Consider the following 18,986-nt stretch of genomic DNA (forward strand, 5'->3'; position numbering starts at 1 on the left):
GTCCAACGAATGACCTCCGGGGCCGGGCGCGTACTCGGTGGCCGCTACACGCTCCTCACTCCCATCGCCCAGGGCGGCATGGGCGAAGTGTGGAAGGCGCGCGACCGCGTCAGCGGCCATATCGTCGCCGCGAAGGTCCTACGCCCGGAGCTTGCAGGCGAGGAGCTCTCGCTCTCCCGCCTGCGCTTGGAAGCCCGCAACTCGATGTCTATCTCTCATCCGAACATTGCGAACACGCAGGACTCGGGTCAAGAAGACGGCATCGGCTGGATCATTATGGAGCTTGTCGACGGTTACCCTCTGACGGACTACCTGCGGGGCGGCTCGCGCATTGAACCTGAATACCTGATGCCCATCCTCATCCAGGTTGCGATGGCCCTCGGCGCAGCAGCCCGGGCCGGTGTCGTGCACCGCGACATCAAGCCCGCGAACATCCTCGTCCGGCCCGACGGCATGGTGAAGCTGACCGATTTTGGTATTTCCCGCGCGAGAGACCAGGTTAATCTGACCGCCGCCGGCATGGTCATGGGCACCGCCCAGTACCTGCCGCCCGAACAGGCCATGGGCGAGATCGCCACGCCGACCGGTGACCTCTACGCCCTCGGCGTCATCGCCTACGAGGCCGCGGCCGGTCGCCGCCCTTTCACGGGCGAAACCCAGGTCGACATTGCGTTCGCGCACGTCAACGACCCTGTTCCACCCCTGCCGGACTTCGTCCCCGAGCCGCTCGCTGACGTCATCTTGCACCTCCTGGAAAAGGATCCCGCCAAACGCCCCGAATCCGGTTCCGCCGCCGTCCGTGAGATCGCCGCAGCCGCCAAGGCGATGGGCATCTCCGTCACGCCCCGCCCGCTGCCGCTACCCAAGGCCGCGCAGCGTCCCACCGAAGTGCGCACCCCCGTCCAGCCTTCCGTGCCAATCCTCGCCCCCGTGCGTCACCTCACACGCCGCACACTTCCCGACGAGATGCTCCAGCCCCCGTCGGGCCTAAACCCCCGCGTCCGCTCGGTCACGGGTCGCCACGCGGTCGTCCCGCGCATCATCGACGAGGCAACGACGATCGCCCCGTCGTCCTCGATGATTCCAATCACGGGTCGCCACGTGACCGTTCCGCGCATCATCGACGAGGCTCCCCCGCCACCGGTCGCTCCGCCGCCGGTCGCACGCCCCGTCTCCGCGCCCATCAGGACTCGCCGCCAACGCCCAGACGCAACGGGCGAACAGGCTCCTGTCGTGGGGTCCACGCGCTCACTGACCTCGACGGGACGTCACGCGGCCGTGCCTCCGGCCCCGCAACGACCAACGTCGACGTCAACCCCCTCCCGAGCGGACTCCACGCCCGCCGCGGCGCCCGTCGTCACCGAATCGCCCGCCCCCCGTCGCCCGGCACCCGCGCGCCAACAAGCGTCGCCCGCGCCCGCGGTGCCCGCGCCCGCCCGACCGGCTCGACCTGCCGCCCAGGCCGCGCCCGCGACACCCGTCGAACGCCCCCAGGCGATGGTCCCCGCTCAGGCAACCACGGCCTCGTCAGGAACAGACACCATCCCGACGCCGCCCACGACGGCCGGCACCCAGACCCCGATCGACCGGCGCGCAGCCCTGAACGAACGCCTCCGCCAACGCGCCGCGAACCGCCAGGCTGAGGATGCCGCAGAAGAACAGCGCCGCGCACAGGTTGCCCGCGAAGAGCAGGAGCGTCAGCGCGAACTGCGCGAAGCACGCGAGGCCCGCCAGCGCAAAGAAGCACGCCAGCGCCACGACGCAGAGCAGGCCTACCGCCACGCCTCACGCGCCCCCGTCCCTCAGCCCACCCGCGACACGCAGGAGAATGCCGCCAAGGACACCACGGCCTCGTCTCAGACCTCGACGAGCACAGGATCCACGCCTCGCGTGTTGGGGACGGTTCCCCAGCCGCGCGCGAAAAAGAAGTCCTCCACGGCTTCCACGCGCCCGCGCCGCTCCGTCTTTGAACCGCGTTCAGAAAAGAAGACGCGCCGCCCAAAGTGGCACGAACTGGATGCGCGCTCTGCAGAGCAGAAACGACCGGCGGCAAAAACCGCATACTCGCGCAGTGTCGTCGCCCCGCCAGTCCCAACAGTTAAGAAAGTAATCCGCTGGGTGGTCGTCACACTCATCGTGATTGCGTTGATTGCACTCGCAGCCGTTACGATCAGACACATGCTGAGCTCCCTCATCCAATCAAACGCGGGAGCAACCATCACCGAGGAGGTTAGGACATGGCACAGCCCATGGCCCACCGTCTAGCTGGCCGATACGAGGTCCGCTCGCTCATCGGGCGTGGCGGAATGGCCGAAGTCCATCTGGGCTTCGACACTCGCCTATCGCGCGTCGTCGCCATCAAAATGCTGCGACGCGACCTGGCGCTGGACTCGATCTTCCAGGCACGGTTCCGCCGCGAAGCTCAGTCGGCTGCGTCACTGAATCACCCGAACATCGTCGCCGTGTACGACACCGGCGAGGAAATCATCGAGGATGCGAACAACCGGTCCATCGCCGTGCCCTACATCGTCATGGAGTACGTTGAGGGACACACCGTCAAGGACCTCATCTCCGACGGCACAGCCGTGCCGATCAACGAAGCCATCGAAATCGTCTCCGGTGTCCTGTCCGCCCTGCAGTACTCGCACGCCAACCACCTGGTGCACCGCGACATCAAGCCCGGCAACATCATGCTGACCTCGGAGGGCAAGGTCAAGGTCATGGACTTCGGCATCGCCCGAGCCTTGACCGATTCACAGGCCACGATGACACAGACCAACGCTGTCGTCGGCACCGCACAGTACCTGTCCCCCGAGCAGGCACGCGGCGAGACCGTGGATGAGCGCTCCGACCTGTACTCCACCGGCGTCGTCCTCTTCGAGCTACTCACGGGCCGCCCGCCCTTCAAGGGCGACTCCGCGGTGGCCGTCGCCTACCAGCATGTTGAGCAGATCCCGCCCACGCCCTCGTCGATTCTTTCCGACATCCCGGACTCGCTCGACCGCGTCGTCCTGAAAGCCCTGGCGAAGAACCGCGACGACCGCTACCCGAGCGCCGCCGCCATGCTCGCCGACCTGCAGCGCGTCGCACGCGGCCTGGATGTGGGCGCGCCGCCCGCCGACTCGTGGGCGACTGAGGTCTTGCCCTCCGCCGGCGCCGCGCGCACCGCCGCCACTGCCCCGCTGGCCGCGGTTCACGCCCCGGCGGGCACCCCCACCCACTCGGGCGTAGCGGCGACTTCCACCTCCCTTCCCGCAGTCGCAACCGAGGATGAGGCGGCACACGAGGCCACCAAGGCCCGTAAGCGCCGCACCGCGATCATCGCGTCGCTCGTCCTCATCGCGCTCCTCCTCATCGGCGGCAGCGTGTGGGCGCTCACGCGCGGCGCAGGGACGACGGCGACCGTGGCCGTCCCGAACGTCGTCGGCCTCTCCCAGGCGGATGCAAAGTCTCAGATTGAGGCCGCGGGCTTCACGTGGGAGCTCAACCCCGACAAGGTCGCCTCCGACACTGTCGACGCTGGTTCCGTGGCCTCGACAGATCCCGCCGGCGGCACCCAGGCGGAGAAGGGCGCGACCGTACGCGTCACGATCTCCTCCGGCCCAGACTCGGTTACTCTGCCCGATAACCTGGTCGGCATGAGTCCGGACGACGCGCGTAAGGCCGTCGAAGCGCTGGGCCTGAAGTGGGAGGTCAACTCCAGTAAGGTCGCCTCCGACACGGTTCCCGAAGGCAAGGTCGCGCAGACCAACCCCTCCCCCGGTTCGAAGGTCAAGGCAGGCCAGACGATCACCGCGTACCTGTCCTCCGGCTCCGACCAGGTTGAAGTTCCTGACCTTGAAGGCATGAGCCAGGATCAGGCTCGTAGCGCCCTGAAGGCCGTCGGCCTGGAACTCGGCAACGTCACGAGCGTCGATTCGGACAAGGATAAGGATCGCATCGTCTCCCAGGATCCGGCGACGGGTACGAAAGTCAAGAAGGGCACGACCATCGCCGTGTCCGTGTCCAACGGCAAGAACGGCCAGGTGGAGATCCCCTCCATTGTTGGCATCGGTCGCGACGACGCTGAAGCGCAGCTGAAGGCCCTGGGTCTCAACGTCACTGTCGAGGAAGTTGCGGACTCCCAGCCAGCTGGACAGGTCCTTTCCGTCGAGCCCGGCGAAGGCTCGAAGGTGGACAAGAATTCGACCGTGAAGCTCAAGGTGTCTAAGGGTTCGCAGGGCGCAAGCCCCAGTCCTTCCCCCACGAAGAGCAACTAATGACGTGTGCCGCAGCGGCACACGCGCCCCGCTGCGGCACACGCGCATCGAGGCCCGCACTCACAGGAACCCTCCTGAGGTGCGGGCCTCACTGTATGCGCGGGTGCGCGGGCCTCGTCGTGTGCGCGTGTGCGCGTGTGCACGGGTGCGCGCGGGGGCGCGGGTGTGCGGGCGGGTGCGCGCGGGTGTGCACGGGTGCGCGGGTGCGCGTGTGCTCGGGTGTGCACGGGTGCGCGGGCGGCCACGACAACGCACGGCTACCAGGGACCGGTGCACCCGCCTCTTCACGGTGGAAGCATGTCTTCCACAACGCACGCCTGCCAGATAACCAGCTCTGTTGGCAGGTGCTGTGCTGCGACGCGACGCGGGCTTCACTGCATGCGGGCGCGGCCAACACACGCGGCGGGAAAACAAGCCCCTGACGCGGATAGGTTGTGACGATGTGGATAGGTTATTGACATCCGGATAGGTTAATAAGCTATCCACATACGCGTAACCTATCCGGATGCTCGTAACCTATCCGCATGCACGCGCCCACAAGCACACCTGCGGCACGATAGCTGCCACGCGGACTGCAGAACCTACAGCTTGAAGCGCTCCGCGACGACGGGCTTCAGGGACACGGCACGCTCGCGCGCGGACACGTCGCCGCAGGCGGCCAGCCAGTTGGCGAACATGAGGTGCCCGGACTGGGTCATGACGGACTCGGGGTGGAACTGGACGCCCTCGAGGGGCAGGGAGCGGTGGCGCACGCCCATGATGATGCCGGACTTCGTGGTCGCGGAGACTTCGAGTTCGTCGGGCACGGTCGCGGGGTCGATCGTGAGGGAGTGGTAGCGGGTGACGGTCAGCGGCGAGGGGACGCCCTCGAACACGCCGCGCCGGTCGTGCGTGATGACGGAGGTCTTGCCGTGCATGAGTTCGGGTGCGTGGCCGACGGTCGCGCCGAAGAGCTCGCCGAGGGCCTGGTGACCCAGGCACACGCCCAGCATCGGGATCTCGCGCTCGGCACAGTCGGCGATGGTCTGAAGGGAGGCGCCGGCACTCTTGGGGTCGCCGGGTCCGGGGGAGATGAGGACGCCGTCGTAGCCGGCCTCGAACCACGCGGGATCCACGACATCGTTGCGCACGACGTCCACGACGGCACCCAGGTGACGCAGGTAGCCCACGATCGTGAAGACGAACGAGTCATAGTTGTCGACGCAGAGGATTCTCGCCATCGCCGGTCCTTTCATGTACGAGGCCGTGGCCCCTTCTCCGGCCTCCATCGTAGGGCGCTCCCCCAGCGGGCGCGCGGGCGCTGTCCGACTAACGGGCGGTGCGGCGCACCAGGCATTCACGCCGAGAGCTGCGGCACGGAGAGCGGCGAAGTGCTCACGAAAGACATGCGGAGACGATCCCGCACACGCGGGTTGGGCGGGCTGCGCAGCCGTCAGCCACGGTTCACGCCCCCACGCCCGTGGATACGAAACGAGGCCGGGGTGGCCCCGGCCTCGTCCCTTCCCGGAGTGAGCGGTTCAGGCGCCGCCGACGGAGGACTGTCCCAACTCCAGGTAGGACTGGACCCAGGGGTAGACCCAGGTGAACAGGGCGGCGACGGCCGCGCCGATGAGGGCCAGGGATTCGATGATTTTGAACCAGGTGGGGCCGGGCAGGTGGCGGAAGATCCATGCGTACATGTGGGGTCCTTCAGTTCGTGGGTTCGTCGACGAGTTCGGCGGGCACGCCCGTGTCCTTGGGGGTCCAGGATTCGAACTTGAGGTGGACGATGTAGCGCTGCCAGTTGCCGTATTCGGGGTGGCAGGTGGTCATGGTCATCCAGCGTTCGGTGGGGACTTCGGACCAGGATTCGTCGTTGATGACGGGGGCGACGACGCGCATCTGGGTGGGGTCGGTGGCGTCGATGATCTCGGAGGAGACCATGGAGTAGACGAGGTAGCGGTCGTCGACTTCCACGACGACTTTGTCGCCTGGGGTGAGGCGGTCGATCCAGCGGAAGTTGTTGCCGTAGGTGCGGCGGTGGCCGGCGACGGAGAAGTTGCCGACGCCGCCGGGCTGGGTGGTCATGTCGTAGTGGCCGGCCCAGCCCTGGTCGAGGACGTAGGGGGTGGTGCCTTCAGCGAGGGGGATTTTCATCCAGTCCCAGGTGGGCACGTGGACGATGCCGTAGACTTCGCCGTCGCCGACTTCGCGGTCGAAGGCGGGCGGGTCGTCGGTGCGGATTTCGCCTTGGGTGCGTTTGGAGGGCTGGTGTTCTTCCTCGTACGAGGCGATGGTCTGGGAGACCTGTCCGGAGACTTGGTAGGTCGTCCAGTAGAGCTGCCAGACGGAGAAGAGGCCGATGACGAACGCGAAGGTGATGAGCAGTTCTCCGACGACACCGACGATGTTCCAGAAGATGGTGGAGCGTTTGTTCTGTGTCGGAGTCGCTGAGGCGACGTGTTCACCCATTCGTGTCCTCCACGGTTGCGTAGTTGACGGTCAACGAGGTTGTTGCGGGAGCGAAGCTGAGGGAGTCTTTTGTCTGCATGTCCCATCCGAGGCCGTATTTTGTCACGTAGGCTTGATAGTTCACCATACGTGGGTTTGCGGTAACCGTCGCGCGCAGGGTGTCAGGATCGCCAATTGCTTGAATCACATAGGGCGGCGAATAGCTGGTTCCGTCGACGAGGATGACGTTGCCGATGCATCGGATGACGGTTCGGTTGGTGATGCGTACACCTTGAACGGTCATGGCTTCGGCGCCGCCAGCCCACAGGGCGTTCATGGTGTCTTCGATGTCCTGCTGGTGGATGACGAGGTCGTTGGCGGTCGCGCCGACAGGAATCTGTCCGGTGGGAGCGTCGGAGAGCGTGATTTGGATGCCGGGTCCCGAGACGGGGCGGTTGGATTTGGCGGTGAAGGCGTCTTCGTCTGGTGTGGCAGACTGGGGGGTGGTGGAGAAGCTCTGAACCTGCGCGTCGAGGGTGGAGACCTCGTTTTGGAGGGCGGTGACTTGGGCTTGTCGGGTGCGCACGAGGGTTGCCAGGTCTGAGGTTCCGGCGGGGTTTTTGCGCTCGTTGAGGGAGGAGACGGAGAAGAGGATGCCGGAGGCGATGGTGACGGCGAGGACGGCGGCCGCGTGACGGGTGTTGCGTGGGCGCATTGTTTCCCTTCCGTGGCGCTGCGTTTTGGTGGTTTCTAGGTCGAAGACTACGCTAGAGTGTCGACTAATTCATCACCGCCGGGCGGTTTGTCTTCCCGCGCGAGCCAGCAGAGAGGACCCGACGTGGCCGAATCGAAGAAGCGTAAAAAGAATGGGCGCGAGGTTGAGGACGATACCGAGATCAAGAATTGGACGGACGGTATTCCGCTCAGTCCGGTGTGGTGGGCGCCGACGTTCGTGACCCTCATGATTGTGGGGTTGCTGTGGGTCGTCGTGTATTACATTTCGCAGGGCACGTACCCGATTCCGAAGCTGGGCGCGTGGAATATCGCGGTGGGTCTGGGCACGATGATGGTGGGCTTCCTGATGACGTTGCGCTGGCGGTGACGGGCGCGCGTCGTTTCGCGAGAAACCTGAGTTCGGGGCGTTCCGGCTGCGGCCGGGGCGCCCCACTTCGCGTCCCCCTCGACGAGGCTGGGGCGGGCTATGCGGACATACGCGCCGCCATGACTGCAAGTCTGGTAGCGTCGTCACATGGATACTATGTCACGCAACACATATGGATGTTGCGCTGCCGATCCTCTACACCCACGCCACTCGTCAAGAGGATGGCATTTGCCGTACTACATCGGGTTTGACTGGTGATACCGCTCACCGCTCCCAGGTTTCGTCTTCCTGATGACAAGACCCCTCCCACGCCGCGCGCGCAGGATCGGCGGAAGTGGCGCATGGTGCCCGTGGGTGTCGCAATCGTTGCGATCGGGATTGGCGCCGCGCTCGTTGCGCAGTGGGCCGTGCAGAACCATCGTCTTCAAGGCTCACAGTTCTCACTCACATGTCTGTCACTCTATGCCGCCGCTACTCTGCCGAATATAGCCGAGCGAAGTCTTCATCCGATGTCCAGACCGCGCCCACGATTCGTGAATTCATCAATTGTGATTCCCGGGAGCTACGAGCAAATAGGGCTTGTTCTGACGGGCTGCTTGCTGTGGTTGTCGACCGTCGTCACGCTCGTGCTGGGTTTGATGATGCGCCAACCATTGAGCGCCATCGCCGTGGCGTGCGCGACCGCGTGTTTTGCATATATGTTCGGTACGAGCTCGCCGCTCGCGGATCTGCGGATAGCCTTCGGTGACCGGCAGACGACGACTCTGACTGAAGAGGGGATTCACTTTCACTATCCACCCCTCCTGTCGACTGAGGAACACAAGCGGAACGCGGAGGTGTGGGTCCACTGGAAGGACCATCTCGCCATCGGCTCGGTAGACGACGTGAACATTGTGTTTTCCGGTGATCTCACCCATCAGGGACGTTGGACGATCTCCTCTCACCATCTCGGGCTGCCCTACACGGGCCTCGATGCCCTGATGCGTCACTTCGGCGCGCACCCCGAGGACCGTCCCCTCCTATCCTCGCCCGAAGGAGTCACCCTGGTAGCGCGCATCCTCAAGGATGCCCGCGCACGCCTGGCAGGAGGCGCAGAGGAAGGGGCCGACTAGCCACGCATGGCCCGCGGCCCGTCACCGCGCGGGACTCGAGGGCCCCGGACCACGGTGTGGGTACCGGAGACGAACGCGAAGACACGAGGCTGGGGCCGACAACCGGGCCACAGCCTCGTTCGCGCGTCAGGGGCGGCTGAGCTCGACCCTCATGCCGGCGTCGTACATGCCTTGCAGGGTGCGTCCGGCGAGGCCGTCTTCGAGGCGGGCGGGGTGCGCGCTGGCGAAGGACATGACGGTTGTGGCGCCGGCAGCCAGGATCGCGGGTGAGGCCGGAGCGGAGGGGCCCAGGACGACGGTGTGCGCGTCCGCCGCGAGCGCGAGCAGGCGCGGCATCGTCTTGTTGACGAACGCAGATCCGGAGATGAATACGTAGTCCATCTCGGGGAGCAGGTATTCGCAGGCGGAGTCGGGGTAGTCGCCGTCGAGAACGTTGCGTTCGAGGATCGTGAGCTGCGCGGCGTCGGGCATGGCGGCAGCCGCGAAAGGGAAGTGACCGATGACGGCGACGCGCTTGCCGGCGACGAGGCGCGCGTAGGGGTGGAAGGTGCGCGCCCAGTTGTTTTCCTTGCAGGGGCGGAACCCGTGGGCGAGGGCTCGCACTGGATGGGAGTGGTAGGCGTTGACGGCCGCCATGCCGATGCCGGCGTCCTCGAAGTTCCAGGACTTCGCCAGGGCGGCGACGTCGCGCAGGGGGCGACCGACGAGTTCGGAGGGGTCTTCGGTGGCTCGCGGGCGGGACTGGACGTTCATGCCGAAAGCCATGCCGGCCCCATCCTCGCTGGTGGCGACGCGGCGCCACTTGCCATCTGTGTGGATCGCGGTGACGGTGATGTCGGCGGGAATCTCGTCAATGAGCTGGTCGTACAGGTCCCAGGGGCTGGTCATGATGTCTCCTGTGGGGCGCATGAGGGAGGGCCCGGCACGACGCCGGACCCTCCCTATGTTAGGCCATCCTAAGACAACTCGCCGAGGCCCCCACTGAGAGGCCACCGCTGAGGCGACGGCACCCCGATCACGCCCCGTAGACCTCGACGAGGAGGCGGAACGCGAGGGCGTTGAGCACGACCATGCCGACGATCATGCCGAGCGCGACGACCGTTTCACGCCGGTTCTGCTGCGCCTGCGTGACGCCCGCGCGCGGGCGAGCCATGCGCGCCAGGACCCACGTCGCCGCCACGCCCGCGATCGCGCCGCCAATGTGCCCCTGCCACGAGATGCCGCTGACCACGAAACCGTAGACAAGGTTGATGCCCAGTAGCGTGAGGATCGAGGTCGTGTCGGAGCCGCCCAGCCGTTGAAGGACGAACACGGCGCCGAACAGGCCGAACACCGCGCCCGATGCGCCCACGGTGCTCACGAAGATCTCGGAGGGCTGGATGAGGCACCAGGCGAGAATGAACGCAGATCCGCCCAGCGCGCTCACCAAGTAGAGCGTCAGGAAGCGCCACCGACCCATGACCGGCTCGATGGCGCGACCCACCCAGTACAGGGACAGCATGTTGAACAGGATATGCAGCAACCCACCGTGCAGGAACGCGCCGGTGAGGATCGTCCACGGGTGAGACGCGAGAGTCGCGGGCACCAGGGAGAGCGAGGCCTTGAGGGACGGGGACACCGAGGTCACCACATACATGAGGACACAGATCGCCATCATCGAGTAGGTGACAACAGGCGCGCCCGCGGCGCCCACCCGCGACGCCCGGCGCGCCCAGCCGCGCTTCGGGGACGCGCAATCCACGCAGATGGAGCGGACCTCGGTGGGGATCGCACAATCCACGCACATCGGACGGTTGCAGCGCTTGCAGTAGTCCACGCTGCGCACGCCCGGGTGGCGCGGACAGTCGGGGGCGGCCCGCGGGTCAGAGCGCTGGCCGTAGCTCGGCATACTCATAGAATCCCTTTCGTCATGCGGATAAGGGACGAGGCCGGGGTCGCCCACCCCGCCAACTGCACGCAGCAGCGGGGGTGGCCCCAGCCTCGTCGAAAAAGAGAAGAAAAGGTCAGTCGACGATCTCGATCGAGTTGATGACCTGATCCGTGACGGGGCGATCGTTCGCGCCCGTGGGGGTCGTGGCGATGGCGTCGACGACGCGCTTGGAGGCCTCGTCGGTGACCTTACCGAAAATGGTGTGGTTGCCGAGCAGCCACGGCGTGGGGGCCACGGTGATGAAAAACTGGGAGCCGTTGGTACCCTTACCCATGCGATTGCCGGCGTTGGCCATGGCGAGCAGGTAGGGCTCGTTGAAGTTCAGTTCGGGGTGAATCTCGTCGTTGAACTGGTAGCCGGGGCCGCCCGTGCCGGTGCCGAGGGGGTCACCGCCCTGGATCATGAAGCCCGGGATGACGCGGTGGAAGATAGTGCCGTCGTAGAGGGGACGGGAAGTCTTCTGGCCGGTCTTCGGGTCGACCCATTCGCGCTCGCCCTTGGCCAGGGTCACGAAGTTGTTGACGGTATTGGGGGCGTGGTTGGGGAACAGTTCGACGGTGATGTCGCCGGCGGTGGTGTGCACAATAGCTTTCATGGGGTTAATGGTTGCATCTTTTCCTGGGTGTTTCCTGTCCGTCACACGGGTCGCGCTGGTGGGTGGGCTGCACATCACAAGCGGATGTAGCACAATAGGAGTGAGTGGCGCGGCCGCGCCCCAGTTAATGTGGACAGAATCGGAGACATCATGGCTACTTCGCCTTCTTTCGATGCAAAAAAGCTGCGCGCTACCTCTGAGCAGCTTCGCGACGCCGCCGCTGTGTACGCCGGGAAGGTTGCCGTCCGGGCCGCCGATCTGGCGAACCAGGGCGTTGATTGGGCTGCGCCCCGCGCGCAGGCCGCCCTGACGAACGCGATTGAGCACGCGACCCCCGCCATCGAGAACGCCGCCGCCCGCGCGCAGGCCGCCGCCGCGCACGCCGGCCCCGCGATTGAGAACGCCCGCGGACACCTGGTGGATGACTACCTGCCGCGCGCCGCCCTCGCCGTCAACCAGGCGAGCGCCGCCCTGACCGCTCGCGGTTCCCTGTCAGATCGTGCTCGCCGCGCCTCTGAGGTCTCGGCTGCCGCCCTGGCGACGCCGACGCGTAAGCGCCGCAAGTGCCGCTTCCTGCGCGCTTTCGGCCTGACCGCCCTGGTTGGTGCGGCCGCCGGCGCTGGCTACATCCTGTGGAAGCGTTCGCAGCCGATCGAGGATCCGTGGGCCGAGGAGTACTGGGCTGATCTGGACACCGACTCCTTCGTTCCGGACACGGAAGCTGAGAAAGCGACGTTCGAGGGCTGATGCTCTAACACGGTTACGGGTGGGCCGCGACGCCGAATGCGTCGCGGCCCACCCGTTTATGCTGCGTATCTTTGTGCTGGAGTGCGCGGTGAGCTGCAACGGGTTCGCCGTCGCGCCACTCAAGCATCACGTGGCTTCCGGTGACTCAGTTAGAAGTCACTCGCGATGAGGATTAACGTCACCAGGAAAATGATCGTGTCCACCACCCACGGACTCAGGTTCAGGAAAATTCCCCTCTTGCTCGCCCGGCGCTGCTCTGGCGCGTATGCCGCGCCAATTCCAATGAAGCCGCTGATGAAACCGAGGAGGGTGAGGGGAATCTGGAGGAACCAGCTGAAGAAGTAGAAAACCGAGAAGGTATAAGCGACGTCGCCGCCCCCCGTCCCGAACGATGACGTTGCGGAGGTAGCAAAGGAGAGGATGCCGAGCACTGTTGAGAGGGCGAACACCACCCACGCGGCGATTCCGCACACTGTGGAGACGCGTCCCAAAACTGTAGGACGCGTACCCGGCGCGACTCCGACGGGTCCGGCGGGCGTGTTCCGCGCCGCTACGCCAGAATACGAGGCCGGGGCAGGCCCCTGCTGGAATGGGTAGTTCTGGGCAGGTCCGCTCGTCGGCTGATTCATCATTAACTCCTTATCAGTCAGGATTGCTGAGGTATCAACCGAACAACCCGGAGGACACCAGCGGGACCACGAGGCACACCAGCGGGACCACGACGAACAGGATGACCCAAGGGCTGGCGTTGAGGGACAGTCCCAGCCAATTGAGTCGCCATGTCTTGGGTCGTTCCGCGATCCTCACCAGCGCCATGATCCCGCCGATCATGTTTGCGGGACCCAGCGCGCCGAGCGCGAAGAGGGGGTAGAAGCCGATGATGTCCGCGCCGCTCGGATCGGCCATCACCGATTCCGAGTGGAGAGACGCCCACATGGCCACAACGGTCAGGGCGATGATCACCCACCCGATGATCCCGCAGATGATGGACATCCAGTTGATCCGCATCGCCGCGGGTCCCTGCGGCCAGGGTGCGTAGCCCTGCGAATACACCTGGTTGGGGTATCCGCCAGGCGCAAAACCCCGAGAGGGGGCCGCGCCCTGCTGGGCACCGACAGGCCACGCGGGCGCGTTCCCCGTCGCTACGCCAGGATACGAGGCCGGGGCAGGCCCCTGCTGGAATGGGTAGTTCTGGGCGGGTCCGTTCGTCGGCTGACTCATTGTCAACTCCTTCTGGATTGGAATCTTGACTGGGGCATTGGCCCTATGAACCGACAAGATTCATGAGCATGAAGAACAAGACGGCAAGGGTGACCCATGGACTCACGTTGAGGAGGAGTCCCAGCCAGTTGATCCGCATCGCCACGGGTCCCTGCGGCCAGGGTGCGTAGCCCTGCGAATACACCTGGTAGGGGTATCCGCCAGGCGCAAAACCCCGAGAGGGGGCCGCGCCCTGCTGGGCACCCGGGTATGCACACTGGTGAGACATGGCGATGTGTCCGCTTCCTCCGTTGACTGTCACTGAAGCGGGAGGGCGGACATGAGGGCGGCTGCAGCCATCACGAGGGCGCTCACCACGGCGGTACCGACGATCCACGGGACCATGTTCAGGAGGATGCCGCGCGCACCCCGCACGCGCTGCTCCAGGGTCACGGCCTGTTTACGACCGATGATGCCGCTAATGACGCCCACGATGCTGAGGAATGCCAGGGGCAGGAACAAGGCCATCACGGCGATGTCGGCACCCGTGAGGAGTGCGCTGCTTCGACCGCGGCCCTCGGCAATTCCGCGAAGCACCGTCGCGATCAGGAAGATGATGGCTGTGGCGATCAATCCGGCGATGCCGCACCACAGGGACACGCGGTCCCACGTCAGCGGGGAGGTCATCGGCCGAGCCTGCGCTCCACCGGGTGCCGCCATGTTGTGGGGAGATCCCTGGTGGGGACCGGGTACTTGGTTCGGCCCTGCGGGTGCGCTCACGATGTCCTCCAACTGACAAGAATTTCAAGAATTGAGACTATCGGTAAGTCTTCACCCGCGCAAGGGCGCTACTTCAGGAGGGAGCGCAGCACCTGGGCGACCCCGGCCTCGTTGTTGGAGGGGGCGACGAAGCGCGCGGCTTCGATGACGTCCTGGGAGGCGTTGGCCATTGCGAAGGACAGGTCCCCCTCGCTCATCATCGACAGGTCATTGCCCGCGTCGCCGAAGACCGCGGTCTGGGCGCGCTCGACGCCGAGGAACCTCTGCAGGTCGCGCACAGCGCTGCCCTTGTCGACGCCTCGAATCTGCAGGTCAGCCCAGTTCGCGCCGGAAATCGCGTACTGGTGGGTGTCAGCGAAGTTCGCCAGGGTGGCCTGCGCGAGCGGCTCCACCGGGCCGATGACGTAGACAGCGAGCTTGACGATCGCGTCGTCGATCTGCCCGGCCTCGATCGCGTCGATGATGGCGCTCTGATCCTCGACGCGCTTAGTGCGGTGGTAGTAGGGCATGACGCCCTCGACGAAGCCCTCGTCGGTGCGCTCGACGTAGGCGAATTGCTTGCCGCACATGACCAGGCCTCCGTCGATCCCATCGGGCCCGGAGGTGGCCTCACGCACGAGGCGGATGACCTCACGCACGGTGGGGGTGTCGACGGGGTGGGAGGAGACCTCGACGCCGTCGCGCATGACGATGCCGCCGTTCTCGCCGATGACGGTCATGCCGGGGCGCCCGGGGAACATGTCGATGAGGGTCCACACCTGGCGACCGGACGCGGGCGCGAAGGTGACGCCGCGCGCGTCCATCTGGTCGAGCAGCTCATCCATGCCGGGCGGGAAGTTCTTGTCGTCGTCCAGGAGGGTGCCGTCCATGTCGACGGCGGCCAGGCGCAGGTCGGCGCCCGCGTAACGCGCGGGGTCAGTGGGGGTCGTCATGACTCCATTGTGCCCGACCGGGGACCCGGGTGCGCGCGACCTGCGACGAGGCCGCGGCGACCTCACGGCTCCGGGCGCGGACAGGGGGAAAGGATGTTCTCGTTGAGGAGTCCCCGCGCTACTCTCATCCCTCGCGCACGCTGGCGAGGATGCGGCGGCGCAGCGGCATGGTCGCCTCGGAGGCGGCAACGATGAGGAGCACGCCCACAATCGCCGAGGCGAGGGCGACGAGGACCCCCTTGGCTCCGTCAGCCGCGAGCAGCGGCGACAGGAACACCATGCCGAGCAGCATTGAGCCGACGATCATGACGAACGCGGGGATCGCGACCTCGAGTCGGCGGCTGCGGTCCATGAAGCCGTCCGGGGAGCCCATGTAGGACAGGGCCCGTACCTGGTCGGCGGAGTCGAGGACGCGGATCGACTGGTTGACTGCGGTCGACACGGCACCCAGGGCGAGGGTGATCGCGAAGGTGAGCATCATGCCCCTGTTGATGTCGCCGATGACGATGCGCCCGACCTCGTCCATGCCATCCCCGCTCATCGAAATCGCGCTTGTGGCCGGATACATGATGCCGACGAGGAACCCAACGAGGGCAACCGCCCCGAAGGAGCGCCACACGGCGCGCGGATCGTCGGCCATGCGACGCCCCGCCACCATCATCTGGGGGGTGCGCGCCATGGAGGCCATGAGTCGGCCCATGAGGCTGATCGACCACACGCCCACCAGGTTGATGATGAGGAAGATCGCGCCCATGAAGCCCATGAACACGGCCATGCCGATGGCGGTGCCGAGGTTCATCGCGAGGGCACCGACGGTCAGCCACACGACGAGGAGGACCAGGCCGAGGAGCGGGCCGACCGCGCTCACGCGGCCCGCCTGGCTGCGGCGCGCGACACCCAGGGGCGTGATCGCGACCTTGCGCATGGCCAGCCACGAGGACAGGGCGGCCAGGAGGATCATGGCGATACCCTCGAGGAGGAGGGCCACGACCCCCACCCACATTTCACCGACCCCCATGGGGCGGCCCTGGAAGGACAGAGCGCCCCAGGCGGGCAGCGTGACCGCGTACAGGACCGAGCCGACGACAACGCCGACGACCGCGAACGCGCTGGTTTCGAGGATGCAGGCGAGCTTCGTCTTTCCCGGTGCCAGGCCGACGAGGCGCAGGACCGCGAGGTCACGCTCGCGCCGGCTCATGCCCAGGCGTGCGGCCGCGGCCCCCATCGAGATGATGGGGACGATGAGCAGGGTCGCCGCGAAGTACGCGAGCATCACGTAGAAGGACGCCATCCCGTCGAGGCTCGAGGGGTCGTCGCCCGTGGCCGACGTCGCGGCAACGGCCGCCCGCGACCCGAAAGCCATGACGCCGCCCGTGACCGCGAGCAGGAACGCGTGCGGGAGCGCAAACGCGGCGACCGTGAGGACGGATGTCGCCCGGTCGCGTGAGCGCAGGAGCGCCCCGGCGGCTGTGCGCACGGCGCTCATCGGGCCACCCCCTGACCCGCCGCGCCACTGCCTCGTCCCTCAAGAGAGATGCGGCCGTCGCGCACGTGGATCGTGTGCGGCAGGCGCGCGGCCACCGCGGGGTCGTGGGTGACGAGGACCAGGGACGCTCCCGTGGAGGCGCAGGCGCTCGTCAGGAGGGACATGACCTCACCGCCGGTTGCCTGGTCGAGGGCGCCCGTGGGCTCGTCCGCAAAAATCACCGAAGGATTGGTGGCGAGCGCGCGCCCGATCGCGACGCGCTGGGCCTGGCCGCCCGAGAGCTGGCCGGGGCGGTAGGGGCCGGCGCCGTCGAGGCCGAGGTTCGCGAGGATCTCGCGGGCGCGGGCGAGCGCCTGAGTCTTTGGCGTGCCAGCGAGCATGAGGGGCATCGCGATGTTTTCTTCCGTGGGCAGCTCGGGCAGGAGCTGGCCGTCCTGGAACACGAAGCCGAAGCGGCGCAAGCGCAGGGTGGACAAGGCTCGCTCCGACATGGTCGTCATTTCCTCGCCGTCGAGCGTGATCGACCCGGAGCTGGGGCGCAGCACGCCCGCGAGGCAGTGCAGGAGCGTCGTCTTGCCGGAGCCCGAGGGGCCCATGATCGCCACCTGCGTGCCCTGCGGGAGGGTCAGGTCGACGCCTGCCAGGGCGTGGACGGGAGTATTCCCACGCATGTATGTCTTCGTCAGTGCTCGGGTCACCAGGCCCGCCGTGTCGTGTGTCATGTGTGAACGATAGGCCCGCAGCCCCGCGCGTTTCTATGAGGGACCGCCCTGGTCGCCCCCTGGCTCATCCCCGACATCGACGCCGCAGTTGCTACGTTTGACGCATGAACCGCGCCCTGGATCCCCTCGCCGCCCAGCTGCTGCTACGCGCCTACGCGCGGGCCACGAACATGCTCATCGCGGGGCGTTCCTTCGCGACGGATGACCCGACGCTCACCGCACTGCTGCGCGCGTTCGGCGCCCACGTGCGCCCGCTGTCGGGCGCTGCGGGGACCCCGGCCTCGTCCCCTGTCGTCTTCGCGCTCGAGGAGGACGCGGCCCCCACGCCCGGGGCGATCACGGTCCTGGCGCCGGGAGGCACCTTCCGCGCGGTCGTCGCCCCCGACGGGCGCACCATCACGGGCCCCGGCGACGAGGGGCGCATCGAGTGGGCGCGCGCCCACATGCCCGTCACCGAGGCGGCGGCCCGGGCGCTGGCCCCCCTGGTTGCGGGCCGGAGCGTGGGGGTTTCCCTCGTCCTGGAGCCGAAGACCGCAGCGCTGGCCCTCATGCTCGCCGAGGCCGGGGCGCGCGTGAGTGTCTTCGGCTGGGCATCGGAAACCCGCGAGGACGTCGCGGCCCGGCTGCGCAACGTCGGCATCCCAGTGTTCGCGGACTCGAGCGCCTCCCGCGAACGCGAGTGGGAACTCGCGCGCGAGTTTTTGGCCCAGCGCAACGAATTCCTACTGGACGACGGCTCCCACCTGATCCGCCTCGCGCACGATACGGAGGCCTGCCCGGGGGTCCTGGACGCGCTGGTCGGCGCGGCGGAGGAGACCACCTCGGGGCTGCGCCCCCTGCGCTCTTTCGACCTGCGCATTCCGGTCCTGGCCGCGAACGACGCGCGCTCGAAGACCCTGTTCGACAACGCCTACGGGACGGGCCAGTCGTGTTGGACGACGATCCTCGACCTGGTCGACCCGCGCGGCGTCGGCGCGCCCGTGGCGGGCATGCGCGTCGTCGTCATCGGCTACGGCGACGTGGGGCGCGGCTGCGCGCGTTTCGGCGCGGCGCTCGGCGCCCGCGTGACCGTCGTGGAGCTGGACCCCGTGCGCGCCCTGCAGGCGTCAATGGACGGGTTCGCCGTGTCCTCACTGCAGGAGGCAGCCGCGAGCGCCGGCATGCTGATCTCCGCGACGGGCGAGCGCTCGACGATCCCGCTGAGCGCGCTGGAGGCGGCGCCGGGCGGCGCGATCGTCACGGTCGCCGGCGGCGTCGACGGGGAGGTGTCCATCGACGAGGCCGTGGCCGCCTCCTGGGTCATGGCCGAGTCGGGCGATCCCCACGTGCAGACCCTGACCAGCCCCTCCGGCAAGACGCTGCGCGTCCTCGAGCGCGGGGAGGGCATCAACTACACGGCGGGCGAGGGAAACCCCATCGAGATCATGGACATGAGCTTCGGCGTGCAGCTGGCGTCCCTGCGCGAGCTCCTCACCTGCGCGGGCGAGCTGGCCCCCGGCCTGCACGACCTGCCGCGCGAGGCCGACGACGCGGTGGCCGCGGCAGCGCTGGCCGCCCTGTCCCTGTCGTAGTCGCAGCTCACGCCCACCCTCGGGCGGCTGCTCCCACCCCCGCTTCTACACTGTTAGTCAGCGTCCCCCACTGAAAGGTCCCCGATGAGCGACGTGGTCGTCTGGTCCGCCGGCATGGTC

At 67.0% G+C, this 18,986-nt stretch carries 20 protein-coding genes; 6 read left to right on the forward strand and 14 right to left on the reverse strand.

The features are described 5' to 3' along the window. Nucleotides 1-9: 9 nt before the first annotated feature. Together RYL44_RS05030 and pknB are read left to right on the forward strand one after the other, a co-directional pair. Nucleotides 10-2,265, forward strand: a complete 2,256-nt coding sequence (locus RYL44_RS05030; RefSeq protein ID WP_314975290.1) for a serine/threonine protein kinase — start codon at nt 10-12, stop codon at nt 2,263-2,265. Continuing rightward, a complete protein-coding gene (gene pknB, locus RYL44_RS05035) occupies nt 2,238-4,259 on the forward strand; it encodes a Stk1 family PASTA domain-containing Ser/Thr kinase (RefSeq protein ID WP_314975275.1) in 2,022 nt (673 codons plus the stop codon). The genes RYL44_RS05030 and pknB overlap by 28 nt, the downstream gene beginning before the upstream one ends. Before the next feature lie 581 nt (nt 4,260-4,840). On the opposite strand, the gene RYL44_RS05040 is transcribed toward pknB, so the two are convergent. From RYL44_RS05040 to RYL44_RS05055, 4 genes are all read right to left on the reverse strand, one after another. After that, nucleotides 4,841-5,527 (reverse strand): glutamine amidotransferase-related protein, encoded by a 687-nt coding sequence (locus RYL44_RS05040; RefSeq protein ID WP_314975276.1) that lies wholly within the window; start codon nt 5,525-5,527, stop codon nt 4,841-4,843. 249 nt (nt 5,528-5,776) lie between these two features. Further along, nucleotides 5,777-5,938 carry a hypothetical protein gene (locus RYL44_RS05045; RefSeq protein WP_200783518.1) on the reverse strand — a complete coding sequence of 54 codons (162 nt, stop codon included), beginning with the start codon at nt 5,936-5,938 and terminating at the stop codon, nt 5,777-5,779. 10 nt (nt 5,939-5,948) lie between these two features. Next, nucleotides 5,949-6,710, reverse strand: a complete 762-nt coding sequence (locus RYL44_RS05050) for a class E sortase (protein WP_314975277.1) — start codon at nt 6,708-6,710, stop codon at nt 5,949-5,951. Then, on the reverse strand, nt 6,703-7,404 hold the full coding sequence (locus RYL44_RS05055) for a DUF881 domain-containing protein (protein WP_073983808.1): 702 nt from the start codon (nt 7,402-7,404) through the stop codon (nt 6,703-6,705). Before RYL44_RS05055 ends, RYL44_RS05050 begins: the two co-directional genes overlap by 8 nt. 123 nt (nt 7,405-7,527) lie before the next feature. Here RYL44_RS05055 and RYL44_RS05060 point away from each other — a divergent pair, with 123 nt between their 5' ends. Together RYL44_RS05060 and RYL44_RS05065 are read left to right on the forward strand one after the other, a co-directional pair. Then, nucleotides 7,528-7,791, forward strand: a complete 264-nt coding sequence (locus tag RYL44_RS05060) for a cell division protein CrgA (protein WP_276741285.1) — start codon at nt 7,528-7,530, stop codon at nt 7,789-7,791. 698 nt (nt 7,792-8,489) lie between these two features. Then, the gene (locus RYL44_RS05065) at nt 8,490-8,903 is read left to right on the forward strand and encodes a hypothetical protein (RefSeq protein WP_276741287.1); all 414 of its coding nucleotides are present in this window, start codon (nt 8,490-8,492) and stop codon (nt 8,901-8,903) included. A 126-nt stretch (nt 8,904-9,029) separates the two neighbouring features. Here the strand turns inward: RYL44_RS05065 and RYL44_RS05070 are convergent, their stop codons facing one another. The 3 genes from RYL44_RS05070 to RYL44_RS05080 all read right to left on the reverse strand — a co-directional run bounded on the left by RYL44_RS05070 (nt 9,030) and on the right by RYL44_RS05080 (nt 11,428). Further along, a complete protein-coding gene (locus tag RYL44_RS05070; protein WP_314975278.1) occupies nt 9,030-9,791 on the reverse strand; it encodes a Rossmann-like domain-containing protein in 762 nt (253 codons plus the stop codon). 127 nt (nt 9,792-9,918) lie between these two features. Then, entirely contained in the window at nt 9,919-10,797 is an 879-nt protein-coding gene (locus tag RYL44_RS05075) for a rhomboid family intramembrane serine protease (RefSeq protein WP_314975279.1), read from the reverse strand. Between the two features lie 109 nt (nt 10,798-10,906). Next, a complete protein-coding gene (locus RYL44_RS05080) occupies nt 10,907-11,428 on the reverse strand; it encodes a peptidylprolyl isomerase (RefSeq protein ID WP_314975280.1) in 522 nt (173 codons plus the stop codon). 150 nt (nt 11,429-11,578) lie between these two features. Between RYL44_RS05080 and RYL44_RS05085 the strand changes: the two genes are divergently transcribed. Continuing rightward, nucleotides 11,579-12,175 (forward strand): hypothetical protein, encoded by a 597-nt coding sequence (locus RYL44_RS05085; protein ID WP_314975281.1) that lies wholly within the window; start codon nt 11,579-11,581, stop codon nt 12,173-12,175. 149 nt (nt 12,176-12,324) lie between these two features. On the opposite strand, the gene RYL44_RS05090 is transcribed toward RYL44_RS05085, so the two are convergent. From RYL44_RS05090 to RYL44_RS05120, 7 genes are all read right to left on the reverse strand, one after another. Further along, complete coding sequence (locus RYL44_RS05090; RefSeq protein WP_314975282.1) at nt 12,325-12,804, reverse strand: hypothetical protein; 480 nt, start codon at nt 12,802-12,804, stop codon at nt 12,325-12,327. Nucleotides 12,805-12,838: 34 nt separating this feature from the next. After that, nucleotides 12,839-13,396 carry a hypothetical protein gene (locus RYL44_RS05095; protein WP_314975283.1) on the reverse strand — a complete coding sequence of 186 codons (558 nt, stop codon included), beginning with the start codon at nt 13,394-13,396 and terminating at the stop codon, nt 12,839-12,841. Between the two features lie 43 nt (nt 13,397-13,439). Next, nucleotides 13,440-13,664, reverse strand: coding sequence for a hypothetical protein (locus tag RYL44_RS05100; protein ID WP_314975284.1), 225 nt, complete (start codon nt 13,662-13,664; stop codon nt 13,440-13,442). A 29-nt stretch (nt 13,665-13,693) separates the two neighbouring features. Further along, entirely contained in the window at nt 13,694-14,062 is a 369-nt protein-coding gene (locus RYL44_RS05105; RefSeq protein WP_314975285.1) for a hypothetical protein, read from the reverse strand. A 161-nt stretch (nt 14,063-14,223) separates the two neighbouring features. Continuing rightward, nucleotides 14,224-15,087, reverse strand: coding sequence for a Cof-type HAD-IIB family hydrolase (locus tag RYL44_RS05110; protein ID WP_314975286.1), 864 nt, complete (start codon nt 15,085-15,087; stop codon nt 14,224-14,226). Nucleotides 15,088-15,211: 124 nt separating this feature from the next. Then, on the reverse strand, nt 15,212-16,573 hold the full coding sequence (locus RYL44_RS05115) for an FtsX-like permease family protein (RefSeq protein ID WP_314975287.1): 1,362 nt from the start codon (nt 16,571-16,573) through the stop codon (nt 15,212-15,214). Then, nucleotides 16,570-17,295 carry an ABC transporter ATP-binding protein gene (locus tag RYL44_RS05120; protein ID WP_314975288.1) on the reverse strand — a complete coding sequence of 242 codons (726 nt, stop codon included), beginning with the start codon at nt 17,293-17,295 and terminating at the stop codon, nt 16,570-16,572. Before RYL44_RS05120 ends, RYL44_RS05115 begins: the two co-directional genes overlap by 4 nt. 104 nt (nt 17,296-17,399) lie before the next feature. On the opposite strand from RYL44_RS05120, the gene RYL44_RS05125 reads away from it, so the two are divergent. Beyond that, nucleotides 17,400-18,866: an adenosylhomocysteinase gene (locus tag RYL44_RS05125; protein ID WP_314975289.1), complete on the forward strand. Its 1,467-nt coding sequence runs from the start codon at nt 17,400-17,402 to the stop codon at nt 18,864-18,866. The last annotated feature ends 120 nt before the right edge of the window (nt 18,867-18,986 follow it).

The organism is Actinomyces bouchesdurhonensis, from assembly GCF_963540955.1.
Taxonomy (GTDB): domain Bacteria; phylum Actinomycetota; class Actinomycetes; order Actinomycetales; family Actinomycetaceae; genus Pauljensenia; species Pauljensenia bouchesdurhonensis.